This is a genomic window from Brevundimonas sp. GW821-FHT09G01 (assembly GCF_059416065.1).
In genome coordinates, this window is the sequence record NZ_JBWKOL010000001.1 from 783,741 (window position 1) to 807,015 (window position 23,275).

The window sequence follows — 23,275 nt, forward strand, 5'->3', positions numbered from 1 at the left end:
ATCAGCCGCGCACGTCCCGGGCGACGCCGTCGAGCGCCGCGTTGACGAACTTGGCCTCGGAGTCGTCGAAGAAGGCCTTGGCCAGCTCGACATACTCGTCGATGACGATCTCCTTGGGCACGTCGCGGCTTTCGCGCAGCTCCCAGGCGCCGGCGCGCAGCAGGGCGCGCAGGGTCGAGTCCAGCCGCTCCAGACGCCAGTTAGACGCCAGGCGGGCCTTCACCGACTCGTCGATGGCGCGCTGGTGGCCGACCACGCCGCGCACGATGGCGGCGAAATAGGCCTCATCGGCCTCGGCGAGGGGTTCACCCTCGATGTCGGCGTCGAAGCGGTGGTTCGAGAACTCGGTGATGACGGTGTCCACCCCCTCCCCGGCCAGCTCCATCTGGTAGAGCGCCTGGACGGCGGCGAGGCGGGCGACGGTGCGGGCCCGGCGCTGACGCGAGGTCAGGGCCGGTTCGGCGCGGGACTTCTCGGCCTCGGCGAGTTGCTCGAGGACGGACTTGAGGCTGTTGGGTTCGGTCACGCGCCCAGTCCTACGCGCAGCCGCTTGCGCAAGGCAATGAGGTCGAGCGCGGCGCGCGCGGCGCCGCCGCCCTTGTCGCCCTCGCTGCGACGGGCGCGGGCCCAGGCCTGGTCCTCGTCCTCGGTCGTCAGGATGCCGTTGCCGACCACCACGCCGTTCAGGCCCAGCTGGGTGATGCCGGCGGCCGACTGATCCGAGACGATCTCGAAATGGTAGGTCTCGCCGCGGATCACCGTCCCCAGGGCGACGAAGCCGTCGTAGCGCGGCGCGGTCGGATAGCGCCCGGCCTCGACGGCCAGGGCGATCGCGGTCGGCACTTCCAGCGCGCCCGGAACGGAGATCACGTCGAACTGGACCCCCTGTTCGCGCAGGGCGTCCTTCGCCCCTTCCAGCAGGGCGTCGGCCAGGTCGTCATAGAAGCGCGCCTCGACGATGAGGACGCGGATGGGATCGCTTACGATTGGTCTTCTCCGTCCATGTCGCGCCAGCCGACGATACGCAGGCCGTAGCCTTCCAGCGCGGTGGGATTGGGGCGCGTCGAGCTCATCACGATCATGTCGCGCACGCCGAGATCCAGCAGGATCTGGGCGCCGACGCCGTAGTTGCGCAGCGAGCGGTCGACCGCCTTGGGCTTCTCGACGCCGGCCAGGCGCTCGGCCAGGCCGTGCAGGTCGGGGTCGCGCAGGAAGACGGTGACGCCGGCGCCGTCATGGTCGCTGATCGCCTTCAGCGCCTGCGGGATGTAGCACTGGCGGGCCTCGACATGGCCCAGCAGGTCGGCGGCGAAGTCGACCTGGTGCATGCGCACGAGGGTCGGCTTGCCCGGCTCGATCCGACCGTGGACCAGGGCGACGTGCTCGTTGCCCTCGATGGTGTTCTTGTAGAGCATCAGCCGGAACGGGCCGCCGTGGACGCTCTCGAACGGCGTGTCCATGATCCGCTCGACGAAGCGCTCGGTGCGGCGGCGGTAGGCGATGAGGTCGGCGATGGTGCCGATCTTGAGGCCGTGCAGCTGGGCGAAGGCGATCAGGTCCGGCATGCGGGCCATCTCGCCGTCGTCCTTGATGATCTCGCAGATGACGCCCGACGGGTTCAGGCCGGCCATGCGGCTGATGTCCACGGCCGCCTCGGTGTGGCCGGCGCGGACCAGGACGCCGCCGTCGCGGGCGACCAGCGGGAAGATGTGGCCGGGCGAGACGATGTCGTCCACGCCCTTGGACGGGTCGGTCGCGACATGGATGGTGCGCGAGCGGTCGGCGGCGGAGATGCCCGTGGTGACCCCGTCCTTGGCCTCGATCGAGACGGTGAAGGCGGTGGTCATGCTTTCGCGGTTGTCGGCGGCCATCGGCGGCAGACGCAGCTGGCGGGCGCGGTCGGCGGTCATGGCCAGGCAGACCAGGCCGCGGGCCTGTTTGATCATGAAGTTGATCTGGTCCGGCGTGGCGAACTGGGCCGGGATGATGATGTCGCCCTCGTTCTCGCGATCCTCGGCGTCGACGAGGATGTAGGGTCGCCCGTTGCGGGCGTCCTCGAGGATGTCCTCGATGGGGCTGATGGGGCTGTCGTTCATGTTCGCGGCCAGTTGCATTACGCCGTCTCCTGCCACCGCGCGAGGTATCGCGCCAGCATGTCGATCTCGAGATTCACGTCGTCGCCGATTTTCAGTTGGCCGAGCGTCGTCACGTCCCAGGTGTGGGGTATAAGATTAAGTACGAAAACGCGCCCCTCGACCGCGTTCACGGTCAGGGAGACGCCGTCGACGGTGATCGAGCCCTTGGAGGCGATGAAGCGGTGCAGCGGCGCCGGGGCCTCGATCTCGATGCGGTGCGAGCCGCCGTCCGGCGTGATCGAGACGACCTTGCCCAGCCCGTCGACGTGGCCCGAGACGACGTGGCCGCCCATCTCGTCGCCCAGCCGGGCCGCGCGTTCCAGATTGACCCGATGGCCCTCGGTCCAGTCGCCCAGGTTGGTCTTGGACAGGGTCTCGCCCGAGACCTCGACCGCGAACCAGCCGGGCCCTTTCTCGGTGACGGTCAGGCAGCAGCCCGCGTGGCTGATCGAGGCGCCCAGGTCGATGCCGGCGGTGTCCCAGACGGTCTCGATCTCGTAGCGGCGGTCGCGCGCGGTCTGCTCGACCTTACGGACGCGGCCGATGTCGGTGACGATTCCGGTGAACATTCAGGCGGCCTTGGACGGAAAAAACAGGGTGCGAACAGTGCGGATCGGACCCGGAAAAACACCGTCCGATGCGTCCGAAGCGTCCGGATGGACCGGCGCGAACTCAGCGGAGGGCGTCATAGCGTTCCCACAGGTCGTCGCCGACGGGTTCGGCGGACAGACGCCGGAACTTGGGGGCGTCGGCCAGGTTTGCAAGCGCCAGGGCGGCGACGCAGGGCCGTCCGTCGCCGCCCAGCAGGACGGGCGCGCGGAACCACTCGATGCGGTCGACCAGACCCGCGCGCAGGAAGGAGGCGGCGACCTGCCCGCCCCCCTCGATCAGGACCGAGGCCACGCCCTTGCTGCGGAGGGCGGTGAGGACGGCGGCGGGGGCCGGACGGCCGTCCAGGGTCTCGACCCATTCGACCGTGGCGGAGCCGATGGGGACCGGTTCGGACGCCGTCAGGATCAGCGCGTCCCCGGCGGCCACCCTGGCGGTCGGGGGCGTGCGCAGGCGGCTGTCGAGGACCACGCGCAGGGGCTGGTCCACCGGGCGGCCCGGCAGGCGGGCGGTCAGTTCGGGGTCGTCGGCCAGGACGGTCTCGACGCCGACGAGGATGGCGTCATGGGCGGCGCGCAGGCGGTGTCCCTGCAGCCGCGCCGCCTCGCCGGTGATCCATTTGGACTCACCGGAGGCGGTGGCGATGCGACCGTCGAGGGAGGTCGCCAGCTTCAGGGTGACCGTCATCGTCGTGGACGCGGGGCGCATCAGCGCGATCCGGACTCGTCGTCCAGACCCTCGTCGCCGAGGAAGCGGGCGAAATCGCCGGTGTGGCGGAAGTCCTTGTAGACCGAGGCGTAGCGGACGTAGGCGACCTCATCGACGCCCTTGAGCGCCTTCATGATGAAGTCGCCGACGGTCGAGGACGGGATCTCGGTCTCGCCCAGGCTTTCCAGCTGGCGGGTGATGCGGCTGACCAGCTGTTCGATCTGCTCGGGCTGAACCGGGCGCTTGCGCAGGGCGATGCCGAGCGACCGCTCCAGCTTGTCGCGGTCGAAGGGCGTGCGGCGGCCGTTGCGCTTGAGGATCATCAGCTCGCGCAGCTGGACCCGTTCGAAGGTGGTGAAGCGCCCGTTGCACTGCGGGCAGGACCGCCGGCGGCGGATGGCCGCGCCGTCATCCGACGGGCGGCTGTCCTTCACCTGGGTGTCCGGGTTTCCGCAGAAGGGGCACTTCATCGCGCGCTTATCCGTAGATCGGGAAGCGGTGCGTGAGCTCGCGCACCTGGGCGGCGACGGCCGCGACCACGGCCGGATCGGCTTCGTCCCCGCCGTTCATCGAGGAGACGACGTCGGCGATCCAGTGGCCGATCTGCTGGAACTCTGCCTCGCCGAAGCCGCGCGTGGTGCCCGCCGGAGTGCCCAGGCGGACGCCCGAGGTGACGGTGAAGGGCGCGGTGTCGAACGGCACGCCGTTCTTGTTGCAGGTCATCAGCGCCATCTCGAGCTGGTGCTCGGTGGCCTTCCCGGTGACGCCCTTGGGCCGCAGGTCGACCAGGGCCAGGTGGCTGTCGGTGCCGCCCGAGACGATGGCCAGGCCGCGGTCGATCAGCACGGCCGACAGGGCCTGGGCGTTCTTCACGACCTGCTGGGCGTAGAGTTTGAACTCGGGCTTGAGGGCTTCGCCGAAGGCCACGGCCTTTGCGGCGATGACGTGCTCCAGCGGGCCGCCCTGCAGGCCGGGGAAGACCGCCGAGTTGATCTTCTTGCCCAGCTCGATGTCGTTGGACAGGATCATGCCGCCGCGCGGACCGCGCAGGGTCTTGTGCGTGGTGGTGGTGACCACGTGGGCGTGCGGGATCGGATCCGGATAGACGCCGCCGGCGATCAGGCCGGCGTAGTGGGCCATATCGACCATCAGATAGGCGCCGACCGAGTCCGCGATCTCGCGGAAGCGCTTGAAGTCGATGTGGCGCGAATAGGCGCTGGCGCCGGCGAGGATCAGCTTGGGCTTCTCCTTCTGGGCCATCTCGGCGACGTGGTCGTAGTCGATCAGGTGATCGTCCTCATTGACCTTGTAGGTCACCGGGCGGAACCACTTGCCCGACTGGTTGGCCGGCGAGCCGTGGGTCAGGTGGCCGCCGCAGGCCAGGTCCATGCCCAGGAAGGTGTCGCCGGGCTGCAGCAGGGTGAAGAAGACCGCCTGGTTGGCCTGGGCGCCCGAGTGCGGCTGGACGTTGGCGAAGGCGGCGCCGAACAGCGCCTTGGCGCGCTCGCGGGCCAGGTTCTCGGTGACGTCGACGAACTCGCAGCCGCCATAGTAGCGGCGGCCGGGATAACCCTCGGCGTATTTGTTGGTCAGGACCGAGCCCTGCGCCTCCAGCACCGCTTGGGAGACGATGTTCTCGGACGCGATGAGCTCGATCTGCTCCTGCTGACGGCCCAGCTCGCCCCGAATCCCCTTGAAGATCTCCGGATCGGCGTCCGCGAGGGACTTCGAGAAATAGTCAGCGTGGGTGAAGGCGGTCACTCGCGTCCCCGAATACTAGAGTGGTGGTCTGGATGCCGACCTATCTAGGCCCCGGCGCCGCCGACCACAACATCTAGTGTCCCGCTTCGGAACGGGGGCCGCGAACGCCTACCAGCTGTTGCGGCCGTCGACCTTGGTGATCGCCAGCGTGGACAGGTCCAGGTCGTCGATCATGCGCAGGTTGATCGCCGCGTTCTGACGCTCGGGAATCCCCTCCTTCATCCCGGGCTTCAGCGTGCCGTCGTTGTTGTACAGGGACGCCCAGTCCGGGCTGAAGCCGTGGGTGTTGCCGCCGCACTGGCCGCAGAAATGATGGTGGTTCATGCCGCTGGGGGCGTAGTCGCGGGCCGGCTCGCCGGCGGTCGTGATCCGCAGATCCTCGGGCGCGTAATAGCCCCAGACCGCGCCCGTGCGGTGGCAGTAGGTGCAGTTGCACTCCTTGGCCTCGGCCGGGAGGCCCGGAACCTCGATCTTGATAGCGCCGCAGTGGCAGGATGCGGTCAGGGTCATGGCAAGCTCCTCCTCGGTTTCAACGCTGTTGTAGCCCATCCGACTGTCAGGAAATGGCAGCAGTCTGTCAGGAGGGATCGATCCGGTGGCGACGGGATCAGCCCTGGGCCAGCGCCCGCTTCAGCTTGGCCAGCGCGACGCGCTTCAGCCCCTCCGGCTCGTGCACCGGGCCCATGGCCGAGACCTCGCGGCCGGTGGCGACGTGGATCGCCGAGCATTTCAGATAGGCGCCGTTGCGGGTCAGCTCGAAGATGACCTCGCCGGGATCGTCAGCGATCATGTGCCCCCCACTCCGCTCATCCCGGCGAACGCCGGGACCCAGTGCTTTGGGTGATGGTAACGCGTTTCCCCGCTCCGCAGGCAAGTCCTGAAACACCGGCGTCAGGCTGGACAGGACTGGGTCCCGGCGTTCGCCGGGATGAGCGGAAAAGAAAAAGGTCAGGCCACCGCGGGCAGGCGCGCCACGTTGCAGTGGGTCCACAGGGCGTCCATCGCCTTGACCAGATCGTCCATCATCGCGTCGGTGTGGTTCGGCGACGGGGTGAAGCGCAGGCGCTCGGTGCCCTTGGGGACGGTCGGATAGTTGATCGGCTGGACATAGACCCCGTGCTGCTCGAGCAGCATGTCCGAGATCATCTTGGTGTGCACCGGATCGCCCACGAAGACCGGGACGATGTGGCTTTCCGATTCCATGACCGGAATGCCGGCCGCGGCGAGGCGGGCCTTGAGCGTCGCGGCGCGCTCCTGATGGGCGTCGCGCAGTTCCGGGTGGGCCTTCAGGTGACGGACCGAGGCGAGCGCGCCGGCGGTCAGGGCGGGCGGCAGGCTGGTGGTGAAGATGAAGCCCGAGGCCCAGCTGCGGACCGCGTCCACGATCACGGCGTCGGCGGCGATATAGCCGCCCATGACGCCGATGGCCTTGCCCAGGGTGCATTCGACGATGTCGATGCCGTCCAGCACGCCGTCCCGCTCGGCCACGCCCGCGCCGGTCGCGCCATACAGGCCGACCGCATGAACTTCATCGAGGTAGGTCAGGGCGTTGTACTTCTTCGCCAGCGCGATGGTGCCGGCCAGGTCGGCGATGTCGCCGTCCATCGAATAGACGCTCTCGAAGGCGATCAGCTTGGGCGCGTCGGCCGGGGCCGCGGCCAGCAGGGCCTCGAGGTGTTCCAGGTCGTTGTGGGCGAAGATGTGCCGCTCGCCGCCGCCGTTGCGGATGCCCGCGATCATCGAGGCATGGTTCAGCGAGTCGGAGAAGGTGATCAGGCCCGGCAGGATGCGCTGCAGCGTGGTCAGGGTCGCCTCGTTGGCGACGTAGCCCGAGGTGAAGAGAAGCGCCGCTTCCTTCTGGTGCCACGAGGCCAGCTCGGCCTCGAGGTCGACCGCCGAACGGGTCGTGCCGGAAATGTTGCGGGTGCCGCCGGCGCCGGCGCCGACCTGGTCGATCTCGGCCTGCATGGCCTCCAGCACCACCGGATGCTGGCCCATGCCGAGGTAGTCGTTCGAGCACCAGACCACGACGTCCTGTTCGGAGCCGTCGGCGCGGCGGCGCTTGGCCAGCGGGAACTGACCGCGCACGCGCTTCAGATCGGCGAAGACGCGGTAGCGCCCCTCGCTCTTCACCTGCTCAACAGCGGTCTGGAATGCGGCCTTGTAGTCGAACAACCCTGTCACTCGCATGGTCTTGTCGGTTCGGCGCGTATGTGCGCCCCGTGCGGGTGAAAGTCTATCAGCGGAGGCGGCTAAATCGTCGCAACTCGCTAATTGATAACGGTTCTCAGTTTCGTTCGTGCGCATGAGCGAGCATCGGCGGAAGGACCGTGCGCCGCATTGAGGTGGATCAAGCCCCGGATCAGGTCCGGGGCAGTTCGTCCAGCTTGCCGCGCAGCAGCTGCAGGATGGCCGAGAAGTCCTTGTCGCCGTAGCCGAGGCCGTTGAACATCTGGAACAGGGCCTCGGTCTGGGCGCCGAGCGGGGTGGAGGCGCCGGACTTGGCCGCGGCGTCCTGGGCCAGCTTGAGGTCCTTGAGCATCATGGCGGCGGCGAACCCGCCCTCGTAGTTGCGGTTGGACGGCGCGGTCGGCACCGGGCCGGGCCACGGATAGTAGGTGGTGGTCGACCAGCTCTGGCCCGAGGACTTGGCGACGATGTCGAACATCTTGACCGGATCCAGGCCCAGCTTCTCGGCCAGGCCGATGGCTTCGCAGGTGCCCAGCATGGTGATGCCGAGGATCATGTTGTTGCAGATCTTGGCCGCCTGCCCTGCCCCGTGGTCGCCGGCGCGGAACGTGGCGCGGCTCATCGGCTCCAGCGCCGCCTCGATGCGGGCGAAGTCGGGCTCATCGCAGCCGACCATGAAGGCCAGGGTGCCGGCGTCGGCCGCCATGACGCCGCCGGACACGGGCGCGTCGGCGAAGGCGTAGCCCGCCTCCCTGGCCAGGCCGGCCACCTTGCGGGCGGTGTCCACGTCGATGGTCGAGCAGTCCAGCAGCAGGGCCGAGGACGGCGCGGCGCCGATGATCTGCTCGGAATAGACCTTCAGCACATGCGGACCGGCGGGCAGCATGGTGATGACGATGTCGGCGGCCTTCACCGCCTCGGTGACGCTGGCGGCCGGGGTGCAGCCCGCGGCGGCGGCGCGGTCCAGCGCGGCCTGCGACAGGTCGAAGGCCAGCACCTTGTGCCCCGCCTTGGCCTGGTTGGCGGCCATGCCGCCGCCCATGTTGCCCAGGCCGATGAAGGCGATGGTGGTGGTCATGGCGCGTCTCCCTTTGACTTTGCCGACGGGTTAGCCGGGGCGGAGGGAGAAGGCCAGTCACGAGTGTGGTGTGCTCACCCCGGCTTCTTGAACCGCAGCAGGAACTGGCTGGTGTGGCCGCGGATCGCCGGGTCGAAGACGTTGGCCGTGCGGGGGTCGGCGGGATTGGCCAGGATGTCGCTGGACCCGTCCAGCACGAAGCCCGCGGCCTCGACCTCGGCGATCAGGGTCGCGCGGTCGATGCGGTGCAGGGTGTGCGGCACGGTCAGGTCCGAGCCGGCGACCGCGTCATGGTCGATGATGACGTAGACGCCGCCCGGCTTGAGCGCCGCGAAAGCCGCCGCATTGACCTTGGCCGCCGTGTCCGTCGCGAACGGGCGCAGGTGCAGGTCGTGATAGTTCTGGGCCGTGAAGATCAGGTCCAGTCCCGACGGGAAGACCGGCGCGCCGATGGCCGAGTGGACGCCGTCCACGTTCGGCAGGGCGTCGGCGGCGGTGACGGCCTCGCCATAGGAGGCCTGGAAGCCGATGAACTCGTCCGGCTGCCAGGCCGTGACGTGGCCCGACGGTCCGACGGCGGCGGAGAAGACGCGGGTGAAGTAGCCGCCGCCGATGATCATGTCGGCGACCTTCCAGCCCGGCCGGACGCCGGTGAAGGCCAGGGTCTCGGCGGTGTGGCGGGCCGTGTCGCGGGCGCGGTCCTCATCGGTGCGGACCGGCGAGGCGAGGACGGCGGCGTAGTCCGGCGACTGGACGGCCGCGACGACCGGCGCGGAGCCGGCCTGGGCCGTAACGGCGCCGGTCAGCAGCAGGGCGGCGGCGAGCGCCGGGATCAGGGAGCGACGCATGGACTATCCTCCTGTGAGACCCGGTCTCAGCCGGGCTTTCTGAAACGGTAGACGAAGCGGTCGGTGCGGCCGCGGATCGTGGGATCGAAGACGGTCAGCGTATGGTCGTCGCCGGGGACGCGGACGGCGCTGCTTTCGCCGTCGAAGACGAAGCCGGCGGCCTCGACCTGACGGCGCAGCTCGGCGGCCTCGATGCGGTGCAGGCTGCCCGAGACCGAAATGCCGGCGCCGTCGGCGGCCTGGTGGTCGAGGATGACGTAGAGGCCGCCCGGCTTCAGCACCTCGAACACCCGGCGGTTCATCGCCGCCACGTCCACGCCGAAGCGGGGGATGGTGAAGTCGTGGTACTCCTCGCCCATGAAGACGACGTCCAGCGGCTGGTCGAAGGTCATGGTCTCGAGCGCGCCGGTGACGCGGCTGGTGTTGCCGTAGGTCGAGGCCAGGGTGTCGGCGAAGGCGTTCTCGCGGGTCGCCGTCTGATTGGGCACGAAGGCGTAGACGTGGCCGCCGGCGCCGACGACGGGCGCGAACAGGCGGGTGAAATAGCCCTCCTCCGGACGGATGTCGGCGATGACGTGGCCCGGCCGCAGGTTCATCAGGGCCAGCATGTCGGCCGGCTTGCGCAGCGGGTCGCGGGCGACCTCCTCGGGCAGGCGGCGGGTGTCGGACAGGGCGTCGGCGTAGCGCGCCTCCGGCGACACGGACGCGGCGGCCGGGGTGGCGTGAACCACCGTCTCATCGCTGCTCTCGTTGGCGATGATGACGCAGCCCGACAGGGCCATGGCGCAGACGGTGGCGAGGACGGCGGTTCTCAGCATGGGGATCCCTGTTTTGCGCAGCGGAAGCTACGCTTCACCCGGCCCGATGCAAGGGCTCATCTGCTCAGGGCAGCGGCGTCCACTCTTCACCCGCAGGCAACGGCGCGAACAGGGCGTCCAGGACGGCGTCGGTGACGCCCGACAGGTCGGCGGGCGACCATTTCGGGGCGTTGTCCTTGTCGACGATGACGGCGCGGACGCCTTCCTGGAAGTCGTGGGTGCGAACCACGCGGCCGCCCAGGGCGTATTCCATGGCCATGTTCTCGGCGAAGGTCTCCAGCGCCGCACCGGTGCGCAGCTGGCGCAGCGAGACCTTGAGCGACTGGGGCGACTTGGTCTTCAGGATCGCCAGCTGGGCCAGGGCCCAGTCGGAGCCGTCGGCTTCGAGCGCGGCGAAGATCTGCTCGACCGTGTCGAAGGCGAACAGGCGGTCGATGGCCTCCAGATGGGCCTCGATCGGCGCCTCGCCCGCGTCGTCCTCCAGCCCGTCGGCGACATCGATGGGATAGGCCGGATCGACGGACAGGATGGCGCGGAAGGCCTCCAGGGCGTCGGTCGGCAGATAGTGGGTGTGAATGCCCAGGAAGACGGTGTCCGCCGCTTTCAGCCGCGCGCCGGTCAGCGCCAGCCAGACGCCCGTCTGACCCGGCAGGCGCGGCAGGAACCAGCCGCCGCCCACGTCGGGGAACAGGCCGATGCCGGTCTCGGGCATGGCGTAGGTGGTGCGCTCGGTGGCGATGCGGACCGTGGCCGGCTCGGAGATCCCGACGCCGCCGCCCATGACGATGCCGTCCACGATGGCCGTCACCGGCTTGGGATAGTCGAACAGCAGGTGGTTCAGCTGGTACTCGGCCTTAAAGAAGGCCTTGGCCTCCGAGGCGTCCCCTGCCCCGCTTTCGGCGATCATGCGGATGTCGCCGCCGGCGCAGAAGCCGCGCTCGCCCGAATGGTCGATCAGCACCGACTGGACCGCCTCGTCCTCGCGCCACGCCAGGAGCGCCGCGATCACGGCGTCGCACATGGCGCGATTCAGCGCGTGCAGGGCCTTGGGCCGGTTCAGGGTGATGACGCCGACGCCGGAGGCGACGCGGGTGAGGATTTCAGGCTCGGTGGTCATGCGGGCCGACTTAGTCGGCTGCGACCGCGCCGTCCACCGGGCTGTCCGCGGGCCAGTCCGGGCGGGGGCACGGCGTCGGGCTCGGCCTGGCGGTCGGCGGGCAGACCCAGACGTCCAGGCTGAAGGTGTCGCCGGGCCGGACGCCGGGATCCGCCAGCCGGGCGCCGGCCATCGCGCGCAGCAGGCGGCCGCCCAGCCGCGTCCCCTCGGGCAGACGGCGCTCGACCTCGCAGTCGACGGGGCGACCGCCCTCCGCGACCCCGCACTTCAGCCGAACCATGGGCACGCCCCGCTCCCCGTCGGGATAGGAGACGTGAGGCGGGGTGGAGAAGGTGACGGCGCTCCAGTGCCGAGGCTCGGCCGGCGGCTCCTGCAGTCCCATCAGCGACGCCAGCAACAGAACGCTCAACATGACCTGCCCCCTCGCCCCGGTTTCCTGGAACCGGCGAAGCTGGGCACGGGTCGAGGCGCTTGGTCAACTCGGTTCGCCCGAGATCATGCACTTTCCGGAGCAGTCTGACCGAGATGGTCCAGCAGACGGGTCAGCGTGAGAGCGCCGTCTATGCGCGAGGGGTGAAAGCGAGCCACCTCGGCGCCGCCTGCCCGAATGATGATCGGGCCTCCCTCCCTGGATATCGAGTATCGGATGTCCGTTGTGGAGACCTCGAACCGGCGCGTGCTGAAGTTCCGCACGGTCAGGGTCCTTCCGTCGAATTCCACAGCGGGCTTACGCAGGATCGTCAGCCAGACCCGGGGCAGCCTCCACAGCATCACGACCACGACAAGCGCGCAGAGAGCGTAGACGAACCACAGGCCCGGCAGCGCTTTCAGGGCCTGATAGTAGGTCGTCGGAAGAGTTTCGTAGTTCCACAACCCCACGACCATCACGGCCATGACGACAAAGTCCCTGAAGACAATAAGGGGGCGGTAGTAAACTCTCGTCGTCTCGCCCATCACCGGACTACTGCCGCATCATCTCACGCGCCGTGATCACGCGCATGATCTCGTTGGTGCCTTCAAGGATGCGGTGGACGCGCAGGTCGCGGACGATGCGCTCCAGCGGATAGTCCTTCAGATAGCCGTAGCCGCCGTGCAGCTGCAGCGCCTCGTCGGCGATCTGGAAGCAGGCGTCGGTGGTGAACCGCTTGGCCATGGCGCACCACTTGGTCTTCTCGGGGTGGCCGGTGTCGACGGCCCAGGCGCCTCGCAGCACCATGAGGCGGCAGGCGTCCAGCTGGGTGGCCATGTCGGCGAGCTTGAACTGGGTGTTCTGGAACTCGGCCAGGGCCTTGCCGAACTGCTTGCGGGTCGAGACGTAGTCCTGGGCCGTTTCCAGGGCCAGACGGGCGCCGCCCAGCGAGCAGGCGGCGATGTTCAGCCGGCCGCCGTCCAGACCCATCATGGCGTAGCGGAAGCCGTCGCCTTCCTTGCCCAGCAGATTGGCCGCCGGGATGCGGCAGTCGTCGAAGCTGACGATGGCGGTGGGCTGGGAGTTCCAGCCCATCTTCTTCTCCTGCGCGCCGAACGACAGGCCCGGCGTGCCCAGGTCAACGACGAAGGCCGAAATGCCCTTGGCGCCCGGCTCGCCGGTGCGGGCCATGACGACATAGACGTCCGAGGTCCCGGCGCCGGAGATGAAGGCCTTGGAGCCGTTCAGGACATAGTGGTCGCCGTCGCGGACGGCCGTGGTGCGCATGGCGGCGGCGTCGGAGCCGGAGCCCGGCTCGGTCAGGCAGTAGCTGGCGATCTTCTCCATCGTCACCAGCGACGGGACGTAGCGGGCGCGCAGATCGGCCGAGCCGAAGCTGTCGATCATCCAGGTCGCCATGTTGTGGATCGAGATGAAGGCGGCGGTGGAGACGTCGCCGCGCGACAGCTCCTCGAAGATCAGCGCCGCCTCGACCCGGCCCAGGGCCATGCCGCCGTGCTCCTCGCCCGTATAGATGCCGCAGAAGCCCATCTCGGCCGCGTGGCGCATGACGTCGACGGGGAAGGTCTTGGTCTCGTCCCACTCGGCGCTGTGCGGGGCCAGCTCGGCCTCGGCGAAGGCGCGGGCGGCGTCCTGGATCGCGCGCTGGTCGTCGGTAAGGGCGAAGTCCATGGGCAGTGTTTCCTCGAGTCTGTCGCGGGCTTCTAGCACTCCCCTCTCCCGATGGGAGGGGTTGGCGTCTTGAACGCATCAAACCGTAGGGGCTGGAAGGTCCGTCGTTGACAGCCCGGCATGCGTCCGATCCACCTATGGTTTCAATCTCGCGAAGCCTTGTCCTGCGAACGGACCCTGAGATGCGCCGCATTGTCTTCCATGCCGCACTATCATCTGCCCTGATCGCGGGATCGGCGGCGGCCCAGAATCTGGAGCCCGCCGGTCGGGAGGGGCGAACCCTGTTCGCAATCGATCTTGGGAACACCTCCCGGACCGACGCGGGGCAGGTTCAAACCGTCCTGTATGAGGTCGCCGACCGTCCAACGCCCCAGCGACGGTATGCCCTGCTTGCAGCGACCTACGACTGTGAAGCCCGGTCACGGTCCGTGCATATCCGCGAGGAATTCAGCGGTCTGCGCGATCCGGTGAAAACAGTCTATCGGCCGCCGGTGGTGACATCGGCTTCACAGAGCCCGGCGGTCGCCGCGCAACTCCGCATCGTTTGCGGCGATCCCCGACCGCCGGGAACGATGGACCTGACGACCTTCCTCCGGATGCGTTGATCCCTCGCATCGCAACCCCGCCAGCCTCCTATCGACCGGCGGGCGACCGAGGCGCTCCGCCACCTTCTCCCGCCGGAAGAAGGGGTCTATGGAGCCGCCATGACCCAGCCCTTCCCGCCCGCCGCCTTTCCCTACGCCCGTCCGCGCCGGCTGCGTTCCAGCCCCTGGGTGCGCCGGCTGGTGGCCGAGACCACGCTGACGCCCGCCGACCTGGTCTGGCCGCTGATCGTGCATGACGGCAAGGAAGACCGGGTCCCGGTGGCGTCGATGCCGGGCGTCTTCCGCCTGAGCCCCAAGGCGGCGGCGCAGGCGGCCGTCGAGGCCCGCGACCTGGGCATTCCGCTGGTGGCCCTGTTCCCCAACGTTGACGGTGCGATCAAGGACGGCGTCGGGACCGGCGCGACCGATCCGGACGGCCTGATCCCCGACTGCATCAAGGCCATCAAGGACGCCGCGCCCGAGATCGGCGTCATGACCGACGTGGCGCTGGACTGTTACACCGACCACGGCCACGACGGGGTCGTGGAGGGCGACCGGATCGTCAATGACGCCAGCCTGGAGCGGCTGGCCGAGCAGGCCTTCATCCACGCCCACGCCGGGGCCGACATCGTCGCCCCCTCGGACATGATGGACGGCCGGGTGCAGGCGATCCGCGAGGCGCTGGAGGCCAACGGTTATCAGGACACGCTGATCCTCAGCTACGCCGCCAAATACGCCTCGGCCTTCTACGGCCCGTACCGCGACGCGGTGGGCTCGGCCAAGCAGCTGCGCGGCGACAAGAAGACCTATCAGATGGACTACGCCAACACCGAGGAGGCCCTGCGCGAGGTGGCGATGGACATCGCCGAGGGCGCCGACGCGGTGATGGTCAAGCCGGGCATGCTGTACCTCGACATCGTGCGGCGCGTGTCCGAGACCTTCCACCTGCCGACCTTCGCCTACCAGGTGTCCGGCGAATACTCGATGATGCGCGCCTCCATGGCCAACGGCTGGCTGGACGAGGACCGGGCGATTCTGGAAAGCCTGCACGCCTTCAAGCGCGCGGGCGCCGCCGGGGTGCTGAGCTATTTCGCCCCGCAGGCGGCGCGGCTGCTGGGCACCTGAAACTTCATCAAAGCTTCACCGTAAGCCGATTGACGACAGAGACCCGCGTTCTCCAGAAAGGTTAACGGGGTAGTCGCGATTTCGGGGGACGGGCGATGGGCTTTCTGTGGTTCGGTCGCAAGAAGACGCCTGCGCGGGTTTCACCCGCGGCGGAGTCCGTCGTCGAGACCCCCGCGGACGAAACGCCGGCGATCGAGGCCCACGCCGCCGTCGCGGAGGAAGTCCACGCGCCGCATCCCGAGCCCGAACCTGAACTCCCGCCGACGCCCGCCGAGGCGCTGGACCTGCTGAAGGCCGGCAACGCCGCCTTCCTGAGCGGCGACACCCGGCTGGGCCACGTGACCGCCCAGGACCTGGACGCGCTGCAGGGCGGCCAGCATCCGATCGCCACCATCGTGGGCTGCGCCGACAGCCGGACGCCGCCGACCATCCTGTTCAACCAGGGCCTGGGCCGGCTGTTCATCATCCGGGTGGCCGGGAACACCGTGGACCGGCGCGGGCTGGCGTCCATCGTCTATGCGGTGAAGCACCTGCACTGCCCGCTGGTGGTGGTGATGGGCCATACCGGCTGCGGCGCCGTGGCCGCCGCCGAGGCGGTGGTCGACGGCCGCGTCGAGTTGGATCCGTCGCTGGAGGAGATGATCGTGCCGATCCTGCTGGCGGTGCTGTCGGCCCGGAAGATCGGCGGGCCCGACCAGGCGCGGCGGGCGGTCGAGGAGAACGCCCGCCGCGTGGTGGCCCGACTGCTGACCGCCGACACCGCCCTGGCCGAGGCTGTCCGTACCGGCCAGATCATGGTGGTGGCCGCCGTGAAGGACATGGCCACCGGCCGGGTCGACTTCCTGGATGAAGCGCCGCCGGCGTCAGAGCCCGAGGCTCAGGCCGCGGCCGACGACGGGCATGCGGACTCTCATGAGCACGCCCACGTGCACGCGCACGCCTAGCGGCGTTCCGAGCGGGCCAGGAGGTCGATCAGGTCCTGTTTCCAGAAGCGCGCCCAGGTGTGCGTCCCGTGACCCTTGCCCTCGGGGCTGTTGGGGATCAGGCGGTAGACGCCGTGGCGCAGGCGCGGCGCGAACCGCTCGGACAGGCCCAGCTCCGGCGGGTTGATGAAGTCGTCGGCCGAGTTGATCCAGGTCACCGGGACGGTGATGGCCTCCAGGTTGGCGGACGGATCGTAGTCCCATGAGGCGTTGACCTGGTACCAGAGGTCGTTGGCGTCCAGCGGCGCGAGGCGACGGGCGATCTGGCCCTGCAGCCATTCGTCGGCGGCGGCCCGGGTCGGGAGCTGATCCTGCAGCGGAACGGGCGCGCCGCCCGCCAGGATCAGCAGGTCGACGGCCGTGCGCAGGCCCTGCACGGGCTGGCTCTGGTAGTCGCCGCCCCGCCAGGCGGGATCGGCGCGGATGGCGTCCTGCAGCATGGCGCGCCACAGGCGGTTGCGGCCGACGATGGCGGTCGGCTGGCAGGCCAGCGGCATCAGGGCGTCGGCGAAGCCGGGATGGGCCTCGCCCCAGACGAAGGCGTGCATGCAGCCCATCGAGGTCCCCAAGATCAGCCGCAGGTGGTCGACGCCGAGGCCGTCGACCAGCAGCCGGCGCTGGGCCTCGACCATGTCGGCGTAGCCGTACTCGGGGAAGCGGGCGCGCAGGCCGTCGGACGGCTTGGACGAGGCGCCGTGGCCCAGGTTGTCCGGCATGATGACGTAGTAGCGGGTCACGTCGAGCGGCTGGCCGGGGCCGAACAGCTCCGTCGCGAACGGGGGCGACAGGAACTGGGCGCCCGTGCCGCCGGTGCCGTGCAGCAGCAGGACGGCGTTGGCGATCTTGCCGTCCGCGCCGCGCCGGGGCTGGCCCAGCGTGCGGTAGTGGATCTTCAGCTCCGGCAAGGTCTGGCCGGCGACGGCGAAACCGGCGGCGGTGAAGTCGCCCTCGGCGGGGGCGAACGTCTGGGCCTGGGCCGGAGACGACAGGGCCAGCGCCAGGGCGCCGCAGAGGGCCGGAAGAAGCCGTTTCATCGTCTCGGACTCCAGATCAAAGGGACAGGCGGGTGCTCCAGCCGTCGTAGGCGACTTCGACGTTTGGCGGAACAACAGCCGACAAGGCGTTGTAATCCAGATCGATATGCAGGTTCGTCAGCACCGCGCGCTTGACGCCGGACCGGGCGATCCAGTCCAGCGTCTTGTCGACATGGGCGTGGGTGGGATGGGCGGTCCAGCGCAGGGCGTCGACGATCCAGAGGTCGCAGCCGGCCACCGCCTCGATCGCCGCCGCATCCAGATCCGACACGTCGCTGGAATAGGCGACGGGCCCGCAGCGATAGCCGACCGAGCGGATCGGGCCGTGGGCCTGGTCGAAGGTGACGACCGGAACCTCGCCGCCCGGCCCCGGCACGGCCCAGGGCGCGCCATGGAGCGGGATGTCATGCGGGTCGAGGATCGCCGGATAACCCTCGACACTTTCAAAGATATAATGAAACCGCCCCTCCAGCGCCGCGCGCGTGGCGGCGTCCATGAAGGCCGGGATGCGCCGCCGGGCGCGCATGGCGAAGACGCGCAGGTCGTCGATGCCGTGGGTCTGGTCGGCGTGGTCATGGGTGTAGAGGACGGCGTCGACGGACTTCACCTGGGCCGCCAGCATCTGGGCGCGCAGGTCGGGCGAGGTGTCGATCAGGACGCTGGTGATCCCCTCCGAGCCGTGGCGGCGGATCAGGGCCGAGCAGCGGGTGCGGCGGTTCCGGGGCTCGGCCGGGTCGCAGGCGCCCCAGTCGCCGTCGCCGCGCGGCACGCCCCCGGAGGAGCCGCTGCCCAGGATGACGACCTCCAGCGCGTCCATCATGCCCCCTGAGGTCTCGGAATGCGGTCGAACAGGGCGAAGAAGGCGTCCGTGGTGCGCGCCTCGGCCTCGGCGCGGGACCAGCCGCGGATCTCGGCCAGCTTGTCCAGCACATGGCCGACATAGGCCGGCTCGTTGCGGCGCCCCCGGTGCGGGATGGGCGCCAGGTAGGGACAGTCGGTCTCGACGATGATCCGGTCGGCGGGCATGACGGCGATGATGTCGCGCACGTCCTGCGCCGCCCGGAAGGTGGCGATGCCGGAGACCGAGAACCAAGCCCCAAGTTTCGCCGCCTTTTCCGCCAGTTCCGGACCGCTGGTGTAGCAGTGCATGAGGAATTTGAACGGCGCCCTGGCCTGTTCTTCCTCGAGGATGGCGGCCATGACGTCGTCGGCCTCGCGGGTGTGGACCACCAGCGGCAGGCCGGTCAGGCGCGACGCCTCGATATGCTGGCGGAAGACGGCGGCCTGCACGTCGCGCGGGCTGAGGTCATAGTGGAAGTCCAGCCCGCACTCGCCGATGCCGATCACGCGCGGACGGCCGGCCAGCTCGGCCAGCTGGGCGGCGGTCAGGTCGGCGTGATCCTTGGCCTCGTGCGGGTGGGCGCCGACGGTGCACCAGATGTCGCCGTGGGCCATGGCCAGCCCATGGGTGGCCTCGAAGGTCGACAGCTTGTCCGAAATCTCGACCATCAGCCCGACCCCGGCCTCGCGGGCGCGGGCGATGACCGCGTCGCGGTCCTCGTCGAACTGGGGGGCGTGCAGGTTGACGTGGCTGTCGATGATCATCCGCGCGCGGCCTTGGTGCGTTGCAGGTCGGCCAGGGCCCCGGCCAGGACGTCGCCGCGATCCAGATTGATGGCGGCGGTGCGGTCCGGCAGTTCGGACAGGCGGGTCCACAGCTCGGCCCATTTGGCGCCGGACGCCCCCTCCTCCAGCGCGCGGACCTTCACGGCGGCGATCAGGCGGTCCATCAGCGTCTCGAACCGCTCCTGCCCCTCCGTACCCCGGAACTTGTCCGCCAGGGACAGGGCCTCGGCGCGGTCGATCTGGTCGGCGGCGACCCAGGCCTGGGCGATCTGGTCGGCCTCCAGCGTCGCGCCGGAGGCCAGGGCCAGGGCCTGACCGGGCGAGCCGCCGGCCATGGCGGCGATGCGCGCGGCCTCGGCGGACGGCACGCCGGTGCGGTCGCGGACCAGTTCCTCCAGCGCATGCTGGGGCCAGACCGGGAAGGCCAGCCGGCGGCAGCGCGAGCGGATGGTGGCCAGCAGGCGGCCGGGCGCATGGGTGACGAGGAACAGCACGCCCCGCTCGGGCGGCTCTTCCAGAACCTTCAGCAAGGCGTTGGCGGCGTTCAGGTTCAGGTCGTCGGCGGCGTCGATGATGGCGACGCGGTAGTGGGCCTGGGACGGGCTCTTGGAGAAGAACTCCGGCAGGTCACGGGCCTGGTCGACCGAGATGGACTTCTTGGTCTTGCCGCCCTCGACGGCGCGTTCCAGCACCAGCAGGTCGGGATGGGACTGGGCCGCGATCTGGCGCGACACCGGGTCGTAGGGGTCGGCGCCCAGAGGCCCGCGCGACGGGTCGGGCGCGGCGCCCAGCAGGCGGCGGGCGGCGCGGTAGGCGAAGGTGGCCTTGCCCGAGCCCTCGACCCCGCACAGCAGCCAGGCGTGGTGCAGGCGGCCGCGCGCCTGGGCGTCGATGAAGGCGGCCTCGGCGGCGGCGTCCGGGATCAGGTCGAAACGGTCCCGCGGATGCTCGCTCACAGCAGCCGGCCCTCGACGGCGGCCCAGACCCGGGCGGCGACCGTCTCCTCGTCGCCGACGGCGTCGATGATCACGCAGCGGTCGGCTTTCTCCTCGGCGATCTCGAGGAAGCGCCGGCGCAGCCGCTCATGGAACTCAAGCCCCTTGGACTCGAACCGGGTCTCGAACAGGCCGCGGCCGAAGGCCCGCTCCAGCCCGACCTCGACCGGCAGGTCGAAGATCAGCGTCAGGTCCGGCTGGGTCGCGCCGACGATGGCGGCGTCCAGGGTCTCGATGAATTCGGCGGGCGCGCCCCCGCCGGCGCCCTGATAGGCGCGGCTGGAATCGGCGAAGCGGTCGCAGACGACCCAGCGTCCCGCGTCGAGCGCCGGACGGATGGTCTTCTCCAGATGGTCGCAGCGGGCGGCGAACATCAGCATCGTCTCGGTCAGGGGCGACCAGCGGCCCGCGTCGCCGTTCAGGGCGATGTTGCGGATCTCCTCGGCGCCTTCCGAGCCGCCCGGCTCACGGGTCTTCATGACGTCGATGTCGAGCGCGCGCAGCCGCTCGAGCAGCCGGCCGACCTGCGTCGACTTGCCGGCGCCTTCGCCGCCTTCGAATGTAATGAATCTGCCGTAGGTCACCGGCGCACAATGGCGGCGCCGGCTTCGGGCGCAAGCTTTACTGGGCCGATATCAACAGGGCGTCGGCGTAGCCGCGCGCGACCACGGCCTGACGGGCGTGCTCGGCGGCGTTCGGATCGGGCCAGGGGCCGACGAGGACGCGGTACAGAGCCGAATCGCCCTGCCCCGCCACATCGACGGTGGCGCGGTCGCCCAGACGGTCGGCGGCCCGGCGGGCGGCGCGGCGGTCCGCGAAGGACCCGGCCTGGATCCAGTAGCGGCCGGTCTCGGCGGCGGGCTGGGGCCGCGGCGGCGCGGGGGCCGGGGCGACCGCGGCGGCGTACTGCATCGGCTGGGCCGAGCCGAGGCGCGGCGCGGGGCCCAGGTAGCGCACCCGCACCTCGCCCACGCCCCGCTGCAGCATGCCCAGGGCGTCGGCGGCGCCGCGCGACAGGTCGATGATGCGGCCGTCGACGAAGGGCCCCCGGTCGTTGACCCGCACCACGACGCTGCGCCCATTGGCCAGGTTGGTGACCTCGACCAGGCCGGGCAGCGGCAGGGTCTTGTGGGCGGCGCTCAGGGCGTACATGTCGAAGCGCTCGCCGGTCGCGGTCGGACGGCCGTTGAACTGGTCGCCGTACCAGGAGGCCATGCCGGTCTCGTCATAGTTCGGCTGTTCGGCCGGGCGGTACCAGCGGCCGCGGACCTGATAGGGCCGCATGGTCCCGGACACGATCGGCGCCGGATCGGCGACCACGGGAATGCGCCCGCCGCCGGGCCGCGCCGCCGTGGCGCAGGCCGCCATCAGCGGCAGCAGCGCGACGATACATGCGCCCTTGAGAAATCTTGCCGTCATCGCCCCGATCCTTGAGACGGCCTTCATGCCCCGCAGACATTTCCGCTTTGGTTAACGGGAGATTTGAGGGTATGCGGCGTCTCCGCTCGCGGGACACGGACAGGTGGCCGAGTGGTTTAAGGCAGCGGTCTTGAAAACCGCCGTAGGTGTGAGCCTACCGTGGGTTCGAATCCCACCCTGTCCGCCACGGCCGAGGCCCCCGCCGGTGACGAGGACTGACGTCTTGGCCTGCAACTATAGATCCTATTTCGATCCCGATTTCGTCTTCGACGATGACGATGTCGCGTTCGCCAGCGCCGCCCGCAGCCATGTGAAGTTCAGCGAGTCCGGATTCAGCGAGTCCGAGAGTCAGGCGCTCGTGGCCTCCGGCTACACGGTCTTGCTGGACGATCTCGTCATTGATCGCTTCTACGGCGGCGCGATCTCCTCATACGACATGAAGTCCCGGCTTCCCTTGAAGGACTTCCGCCGCTGGTTCGGCTCCGCACCGAACAGGCTGCCGCTCTTGCGCGCCGAAAGCCGGGCGGACCTTGAGAGGATCATCGAGGACCTCAGGACCGCCAACCGGCATCCCCTGATCTTTCGAGGTCAAACAAGCCACTATGCTCTGGCGCGCTATGTCCCCAATCCGAGCTTCGTGCACGAGACCCTGGGCGAGATTTCGCTACTGCCCTCGGTGTGGCGGCGTGTCCTGCAGGAACGCCCCGGCGCACTCCATCACTTTCGCGATCTGTCGATGATGGAATGGTCGCTCATCATCTACGACCTGTTCGACCTTCGGGAGGTCCACGAACATGAGAAGCGACTGGACCTGTTCCCGGGAAGCTTTGCGACGGACGAACTGCCCCCTGATCCAGACTACAAGCTGGTGCGGGACTTCCACACGCATCGCGACGCGTTTCTTAACGCGTTCCGCATGGGAGGCAGCCCGGCCTTTCTGACGCTGCTTCAGCACTACGGTCTCTATTCCCCGGTGCTGGATCTGACGAGCGACCCACAGGTTGCGCTGTTCTTCGCCACACAGAAATTCGCGCGGTCTGGCGAGCGCGCGCGATACGACTTCGCAGGCACCAACGAGCGGCGCGCGATAATCTACGTCCTTCGGCAGGATCGGGACGAAACGCTCGCCTATGAACGCGACAAGATGCTGGAAGAGCTGGACCCCCAGCGGCCGAAGCGCCAGGCCTGCGTCGTGATGCCCACAAGCCCCTATGCGATGAACCTGGCCGGCGATTTCCTGGTGGCCGCCATCCAGCTGGATTTCGACATGACCGAGCCTGGGAGCCTCACGGCGGAACACCTCTTTCCCGGCGCGGCCGAAGACCGCCTCCTGGGCGCCTTCAGGAACAACCTGCATGACGCTCAGCGGGCCGCCCTGACCGAATTCTTCTGACGGAAGACCCGGGACCCGCGCCCCACGATCCGTCAGCCGATGCGGAAGGGCGAGATCAGGGCGAAGAGGCGTTCGCGGCTGTTGATCGACAGCTTGCCGTACAGGCTGCGGATATGGGTCCGTACCGTCTCGACGGAGACCCCCAGCCCCTCGGCCGCCTCATCGGCCGCCGACCCCTCGAGGATGCGTTTGGCGACCTCGACCTCGGCGCGGGTGAGCCGGAAGGCCTCGCCGAAATTGGTCCAGACATAGCGCTGGGCCGGCTCGGTCGAGAACAGGTTGATCGCGATGGCCCGGGCGCCGTCCTCGGCGCGAAGGACATGGGCGCGCACGATCGTCGGCGCCCCGGACCCGGACTTGATGATCCAGGCCTCGCTGGTTTCGCCCAGCCTTTCGAAGAAGCCGCGCAGGGCCGCGGCCTGCACCTTGTCGGCGGCGGTCAGGACGCCGTCCCGGACGACAAAGGGCTCGCCGGCCGCGAAGACCGCCGCGGCGAGACTGTTCGCCCAGATCAGCTTCTGGTCGAGCGAGACGAGGGCCAGGGGCGCGGAATGGCTTTCCGCCCACGCGGACAGATAACGCTCCGGCGCGGTCTGTTCGTTGATCGTCTCCGGGTCGTCGGCGACCGGGGGGCAAACGCATTCGGCAATCATTGTCCCCTCGGGCTTGCGCCCCCTCCTCGCGATACGCCTCCATGGGCGCCGAGACGCGGCCGACCCTGGAGTTAATGGAGCGCTCAACCTGGAGCATC

27 protein-coding genes, 1 tRNA gene and 1 pseudogene are annotated in these 23,275 nt (G+C 69.3%); 5 read left to right on the plus strand and 24 right to left on the minus strand.

The genetic code is table 11. The features are described 5' to 3' along the window. Nucleotide 1: 1 nt before the first annotated feature. The 17 genes and pseudogenes from nusB to AC07NB_RS03960 all read right to left on the minus strand — a co-directional run bounded on the left by nusB (nt 2) and on the right by AC07NB_RS03960 (nt 13,365). Nucleotides 2–526, minus strand: coding sequence for a transcription antitermination factor NusB (gene nusB / locus AC07NB_RS03880; protein ID WP_291835689.1), 525 nt, complete (start codon nt 524–526; stop codon nt 2–4). Then, the gene (ribH, locus tag AC07NB_RS03885) at nt 523–987 is read right to left on the minus strand and encodes a 6,7-dimethyl-8-ribityllumazine synthase (protein ID WP_291835706.1); all 465 of its coding nucleotides are present in this window, start codon (nt 985–987) and stop codon (nt 523–525) included. Before ribH ends, nusB begins: the two co-directional genes overlap by 4 nt. Further along, entirely contained in the window at nt 981–2,114 is a 1,134-nt protein-coding gene (ribB, locus tag AC07NB_RS03890) for a 3,4-dihydroxy-2-butanone-4-phosphate synthase (protein WP_492833675.1), read from the minus strand. Before ribB ends, ribH begins: the two co-directional genes overlap by 7 nt. Then, nucleotides 2,114–2,704, minus strand: coding sequence for a riboflavin synthase (locus AC07NB_RS03895; RefSeq protein WP_291835684.1), 591 nt, complete (start codon nt 2,702–2,704; stop codon nt 2,114–2,116). The genes ribB and AC07NB_RS03895 overlap by 1 nt, the downstream gene beginning before the upstream one ends. A gap of 103 nt (nt 2,705–2,807) precedes the next feature. Further along, complete coding sequence (locus tag AC07NB_RS03900; RefSeq protein ID WP_494570971.1) at nt 2,808–3,452, minus strand: RibD family protein; 645 nt, start codon at nt 3,450–3,452, stop codon at nt 2,808–2,810. Beyond that, entirely contained in the window at nt 3,452–3,922 is a 471-nt protein-coding gene (gene nrdR, locus AC07NB_RS03905) for a transcriptional regulator NrdR (protein ID WP_291835677.1), read from the minus strand. The genes AC07NB_RS03900 and nrdR overlap by 1 nt, the downstream gene beginning before the upstream one ends. 7 nt (nt 3,923–3,929) lie before the next feature. Continuing rightward, nucleotides 3,930–5,213: a serine hydroxymethyltransferase gene (gene glyA, locus AC07NB_RS03910; RefSeq protein WP_291835675.1), complete on the minus strand. Its 1,284-nt coding sequence runs from the start codon at nt 5,211–5,213 to the stop codon at nt 3,930–3,932. Nucleotides 5,214–5,321: 108 nt separating this feature from the next. Then, entirely contained in the window at nt 5,322–5,723 is a 402-nt protein-coding gene (locus AC07NB_RS03915) for a GFA family protein (RefSeq protein ID WP_291835672.1), read from the minus strand. 97 nt (nt 5,724–5,820) lie between these two features. Further along, nucleotides 5,821–6,003: a DUF6898 family protein gene (locus AC07NB_RS03920; RefSeq protein ID WP_494570972.1), complete on the minus strand. Its 183-nt coding sequence runs from the start codon at nt 6,001–6,003 to the stop codon at nt 5,821–5,823. Between the two features lie 158 nt (nt 6,004–6,161). Next, on the minus strand, nt 6,162–7,403 hold the full coding sequence (gene hemA / locus AC07NB_RS03925) for a 5-aminolevulinate synthase (protein ID WP_291835666.1): 1,242 nt from the start codon (nt 7,401–7,403) through the stop codon (nt 6,162–6,164). Nucleotides 7,404–7,575: 172 nt separating this feature from the next. Then, a pseudogene (mmsB, locus tag AC07NB_RS03930) lies at nt 7,576–8,484 on the minus strand (3-hydroxyisobutyrate dehydrogenase); the annotation flags it as partial. A 71-nt stretch (nt 8,485–8,555) separates the two neighbouring features. Further along, nucleotides 8,556–9,329: a class I SAM-dependent methyltransferase gene (locus AC07NB_RS03935; RefSeq protein ID WP_291835664.1), complete on the minus strand. Its 774-nt coding sequence runs from the start codon at nt 9,327–9,329 to the stop codon at nt 8,556–8,558. A gap of 26 nt (nt 9,330–9,355) precedes the next feature. Further along, on the minus strand, nt 9,356–10,147 hold the full coding sequence (locus AC07NB_RS03940; protein WP_494570973.1) for a class I SAM-dependent methyltransferase: 792 nt from the start codon (nt 10,145–10,147) through the stop codon (nt 9,356–9,358). Nucleotides 10,148–10,211: 64 nt separating this feature from the next. After that, nucleotides 10,212–11,264, minus strand: coding sequence for an enoyl-CoA hydratase/isomerase family protein (locus tag AC07NB_RS03945; RefSeq protein ID WP_494570974.1), 1,053 nt, complete (start codon nt 11,262–11,264; stop codon nt 10,212–10,214). Nucleotides 11,265–11,274: 10 nt separating this feature from the next. Further along, nucleotides 11,275–11,676, minus strand: a complete 402-nt coding sequence (locus AC07NB_RS03950) for a hypothetical protein (RefSeq protein WP_494570975.1) — start codon at nt 11,674–11,676, stop codon at nt 11,275–11,277. 83 nt (nt 11,677–11,759) lie between these two features. Further along, complete coding sequence (locus AC07NB_RS03955) at nt 11,760–12,218, minus strand: hypothetical protein (protein ID WP_494570976.1); 459 nt, start codon at nt 12,216–12,218, stop codon at nt 11,760–11,762. 7 nt (nt 12,219–12,225) lie between these two features. Continuing rightward, the gene (locus AC07NB_RS03960) at nt 12,226–13,365 is read right to left on the minus strand and encodes an isobutyryl-CoA dehydrogenase (protein ID WP_492313016.1); all 1,140 of its coding nucleotides are present in this window, start codon (nt 13,363–13,365) and stop codon (nt 12,226–12,228) included. Nucleotides 13,366–13,547: 182 nt separating this feature from the next. Here AC07NB_RS03960 and AC07NB_RS03965 point away from each other — a divergent pair, with 182 nt between their 5' ends. From AC07NB_RS03965 to AC07NB_RS03975, 3 genes are all read left to right on the plus strand, one after another. Further along, complete coding sequence (locus AC07NB_RS03965; RefSeq protein ID WP_291836008.1) at nt 13,548–13,970, plus strand: hypothetical protein; 423 nt, start codon at nt 13,548–13,550, stop codon at nt 13,968–13,970. A gap of 99 nt (nt 13,971–14,069) precedes the next feature. Continuing rightward, nucleotides 14,070–15,074 (plus strand): porphobilinogen synthase, encoded by a 1,005-nt coding sequence (hemB, locus tag AC07NB_RS03970; protein ID WP_494570977.1) that lies wholly within the window; start codon nt 14,070–14,072, stop codon nt 15,072–15,074. A gap of 95 nt (nt 15,075–15,169) precedes the next feature. Beyond that, nucleotides 15,170–16,018 (plus strand): carbonic anhydrase, encoded by an 849-nt coding sequence (locus tag AC07NB_RS03975; protein WP_494570978.1) that lies wholly within the window; start codon nt 15,170–15,172, stop codon nt 16,016–16,018. Here the strand turns inward: AC07NB_RS03975 and AC07NB_RS03980 are convergent. Genes AC07NB_RS03980 through AC07NB_RS04005 form a run of 6 tightly spaced genes read right to left on the minus strand, consistent with a single transcriptional unit; the run spans nt 16,015 to nt 21,131 of the window. Then, entirely contained in the window at nt 16,015–17,091 is a 1,077-nt protein-coding gene (locus AC07NB_RS03980) for an alpha/beta fold hydrolase (RefSeq protein WP_494570979.1), read from the minus strand. The two genes, AC07NB_RS03975 and AC07NB_RS03980, sit on opposite strands and share 4 nt — an antisense overlap. A gap of 16 nt (nt 17,092–17,107) precedes the next feature. Next, nucleotides 17,108–17,911 carry an MBL fold metallo-hydrolase gene (locus AC07NB_RS03985; protein ID WP_494570980.1) on the minus strand — a complete coding sequence of 268 codons (804 nt, stop codon included), beginning with the start codon at nt 17,909–17,911 and terminating at the stop codon, nt 17,108–17,110. Further along, nucleotides 17,908–18,696, minus strand: a complete 789-nt coding sequence (locus tag AC07NB_RS03990; RefSeq protein ID WP_494570981.1) for a TatD family hydrolase — start codon at nt 18,694–18,696, stop codon at nt 17,908–17,910. The genes AC07NB_RS03985 and AC07NB_RS03990 overlap by 4 nt, the downstream gene beginning before the upstream one ends. Then, nucleotides 18,693–19,673, minus strand: coding sequence for a DNA polymerase III subunit delta' (locus AC07NB_RS03995; protein WP_492313009.1), 981 nt, complete (start codon nt 19,671–19,673; stop codon nt 18,693–18,695). Before AC07NB_RS03995 ends, AC07NB_RS03990 begins: the two co-directional genes overlap by 4 nt. Continuing rightward, nucleotides 19,670–20,296 carry a dTMP kinase gene (tmk, locus tag AC07NB_RS04000; RefSeq protein ID WP_492313008.1) on the minus strand — a complete coding sequence of 209 codons (627 nt, stop codon included), beginning with the start codon at nt 20,294–20,296 and terminating at the stop codon, nt 19,670–19,672. The genes AC07NB_RS03995 and tmk overlap by 4 nt, the downstream gene beginning before the upstream one ends. 37 nt (nt 20,297–20,333) lie before the next feature. Further along, nucleotides 20,334–21,131, minus strand: coding sequence for a septal ring lytic transglycosylase RlpA family protein (locus tag AC07NB_RS04005; RefSeq protein ID WP_291836033.1), 798 nt, complete (start codon nt 21,129–21,131; stop codon nt 20,334–20,336). Between the two features lie 97 nt (nt 21,132–21,228). On the opposite strand from AC07NB_RS04005, the gene AC07NB_RS04010 reads away from it, so the two are divergent. Continuing rightward, a tRNA-Ser gene (locus tag AC07NB_RS04010) sits at nt 21,229–21,318 on the plus strand. Nucleotides 21,319–21,354: 36 nt separating this feature from the next. Continuing rightward, nucleotides 21,355–22,524 (plus strand): FRG domain-containing protein, encoded by a 1,170-nt coding sequence (locus tag AC07NB_RS04015; protein WP_494570982.1) that lies wholly within the window; start codon nt 21,355–21,357, stop codon nt 22,522–22,524. A 32-nt stretch (nt 22,525–22,556) separates the two neighbouring features. Here AC07NB_RS04015 and AC07NB_RS04020 read toward each other — a convergent pair whose 3' ends face one another. Beyond that, on the minus strand, nt 22,557–23,177 hold the full coding sequence (locus tag AC07NB_RS04020) for a helix-turn-helix transcriptional regulator (RefSeq protein ID WP_291833789.1): 621 nt from the start codon (nt 23,175–23,177) through the stop codon (nt 22,557–22,559). Between the last annotated feature and the right edge of the window lie 98 nt (nt 23,178–23,275).